The organism is Boseongicola sp., assembly GCF_057460485.1.
This window is the reverse complement of record NZ_JBVCWP010000408.1, coordinates 1-2,796: the sequence shown is the minus strand read 5'-3', so window position 1 is coordinate 2,796 and position 2,796 is coordinate 1. Positions and strand designations below refer to the sequence as shown.

Annotated in this window: 4 protein-coding genes; all 4 read left to right on the top strand. The window is 58.2% G+C overall.

The genetic code is table 11. The features are described from left to right. Positions 1-434 (top strand): SDR family oxidoreductase (locus tag AC221Y_RS22890; RefSeq protein WP_486708594.1); only part of this gene is annotated, 434 nt, incomplete at its 5' end. Next, a complete protein-coding gene (locus AC221Y_RS22885; protein WP_486708593.1) occupies positions 385-615 on the top strand; it encodes a DUF2256 domain-containing protein in 231 nt (76 codons plus the stop codon). The genes AC221Y_RS22890 and AC221Y_RS22885, both read left to right, overlap by 50 nt. Continuing rightward, positions 612-2,171 carry a cryptochrome/photolyase family protein gene (locus tag AC221Y_RS22880; protein WP_486708592.1) on the top strand — a complete coding sequence of 520 codons (1,560 nt, stop codon included), beginning with the start codon at positions 612-614 and terminating at the stop codon, positions 2,169-2,171. The genes AC221Y_RS22885 and AC221Y_RS22880 overlap by 4 nt, the downstream gene beginning before the upstream one ends. A 13-nt stretch (positions 2,172-2,184) precedes the next feature. Then, on the top strand, positions 2,185-2,796 hold a 612-nt coding region (locus AC221Y_RS22875), incomplete at its 3' end, for a deoxyribodipyrimidine photo-lyase (RefSeq protein WP_486708591.1).

Genomic DNA, 2,796 nt, shown 5'->3' with positions numbered 1-2,796 from the left:
GGCAACTCGATGCGGCCAATCTCGCGCGCGCCTTTGCGCTGAATGCGATCGGGCCCGCGCTAATCATGAAGCATGTGCTGCCGCGGTTGCCGCGGTCGGGTAAAGCCGTCTTCGCAACACTTTCTGCCAGGGTCGGAAGCATCGACGACAATCGGCTAGGTGGATGGTATTCCTACCGGGCTTCGAAAGCCGCTCTCAATCAACTGGTTCGGACAGCGGCTGTTGAATTGACACGTCGATCTCAGGACGCACTTTGCACCGCCTTGCATCCCGGGACGGTTGCCACGGCGCTATCCGCTCCGTTCGCGACGACTGGGTTGGAGGTTCATTCTCCAGCTGTGGCGGCTCGACATCTGCTCGCCGTTATCGATCAACTCACGGCGGATGCCAACGGCGGGTTTTTCGACTGGCGCGGCCAGCCGGTGCCTTGGTGACCCCATGGCTGGGATGCGTCGCAAGACTGATCTGCCGACTAAGCTCTGCGTGGTTTGCGGTCGGCCCTTCGTCTGGCGCAAGAAATGGGCGCGCGACTGGGTGAACGTGAAATACTGCTCGGAGCGCTGCCGCGCTGCGCCGCCCTGCCCTGCGTCGGAACGTGGACTCGCCTCGTCATGAATGTCCTGAGAATTATTCTCGGCGACCAGCTGTCTCTGGACCTGTCCGCGCTGGACGACCTCGATCCACGCCGTGACGTTGTCCTGATGATGGAGGTGATGGAAGAAAACACCTACGTCGGGCATCACAAGCAGAAAATAGTACTGGTGCTGGCGGCGATGCGCCACTTCGCCGAGACGCTTCGCCACCGCGGTCTGACAGTCGACTATGTAGGCCTCGACGAGTCTGACAATACCGGCAGCTTCACAACCGAGATCCGACGCGCGGTTGCGCGGCATCGCCCGAGCCGCATTGTGGTGACCGAACCTTCGGAATGGCGCGTCCAGGCGATGGCCAAAAGCTGGGAAGCTCTCACCGGCATGTCCGTCGAAATCCGTTCTGATCGTCGCTTTTTCGCGAGCCGTAAAAGGTTCGCTGCCTGGGCCAATGGCCGACGCAGCTGGCGAATGGAGCATTTCTACCGCGAAATGCGTCGAGAACATCAGATTCTGATGGACGGCGATCAGCCGGAGGGCGGGGCATGGAATTTTGATTCGGAAAATCGCAAGAGCTTGCCAACCGACGCCTCCCTTCCAGAACGACTTCGCTTCGCGCCCGACACTACGACGCGTGAGGTCATGGCGCTCGTCGCACAGCGCTTCGGCGAGCATTTTGGCACACTCGATACATTCAGTTGGCCGGTGACCCGTGCCCAGGCACTGGAGGCATTGCAGGATTTCATAGCCAATGCCCTGCCGTGGTTCGGCGATTACCAAGACGCTATGAAGGCGGGCGAGAACTTTCTCTACCATTCTCTACTTGCGCCATCCCTAAATCTCGGCCTGCTGTCACCGCGTGAAGTTTGCTCCGCGGTCGAAGATGCCTGGCGCGCAGGCCGGGTACCGATCAACGCCGCCGAGGGTTTCATTCGTCAGATATTGGGCTGGCGGGAATATGTCCGCGGGGTCTATTGGACGATGATGCCAAATTATGCCGATGCCAATGCGTTAGGCGCCAGCCGGCCCCTGCCGGGATTTTACTGGACCGGTGAGACTGATATGCGATGCCTAAGCGAAGCAATCAAAAGCACCCGCGAGACCGCATACTCTCACCATATTCAGCGGCTGATGATAACGGGAAACTTCGCGTTGCTTGCGGGCGTAGCTCCGAGGGAGATCGAACGCTGGTATCTCGCTGTTTACGCCGACGCTGTCGAGTGGGTCGAGATGCCAAATACGCTGGGCATGGCCGTATTCGCCGACGGCGGCAAGATGGCATCCAAACCTTACGCTTCTTCAGGCGCTTACATCAACCGCATGTCAGATTTTTGCGGAGGTTGTGCCTACGATGTAAAGAAGAAGACTGGGCCGAAGGCATGCCCGTTCAATTACCTCTATTGGGCGTTCTTGATTCACAACCAAGCTCATCTTGATAAAAATCCCCGCATGGCGATGCCTTATCGCACACTTGCGAAATGGTCCTCGGAGAAGAAAAGGAATTACTTGAACGAAGCGGGGACCTTTCTCGAATCCCTCACCAACAGTCATTCATCATTAGGTAGAACCCACGAGGAATGAGGTGGTTTAGCAAATGACAACTCTCCTCTGGTTCCGCCGTGACCTCCGCCTCGCCGACAATCCGGCCCTTGATGCCGCCGTCGCGATCGGGCGCCCAGTCATACCAGTCTACATTTGCGATGACGCTGACGCTGACGCTGGCGAATGGTCGCCGGGTGGCGCCTCACGCTGGTGGCTCCATGGCTCCTTGTCCGCTCTCTCCTCAGCGATCGAAGCATGCGGTAACAGGCTCATCCTGAAGACCGGCCCTGCAGAAGCTGTCATCAACGAGCTTATATCTGAAACGGGCGCTACGAGCGTTTATTGGAATCGGCGTTATGAGCCATGGGCAACGAGGCGAGATGAAAAAATAAAAACAGCGCTGAAAGGCAAAGGCATAGAGGCGCGCAGCTTCAACGCGGGCCTGCTCAGAGAACCCTGGGCGATTACCACGCAAAAAGGTGAGCCATACAAGGTCTTTACACCTTTCTGGAAAGCATTGCGCGCGAGCGGAGAGCCCGACCAGCTAAAGCCTGCTCCCCAGCAGATCCCGGCGCCGAACGATTTTGCCAAGAGTGACGATCTGAACTCGTGGGGTTTGCTCCCGACAAAACCAGACTGGGCAAGTGGCTTGCGGGATGCATGG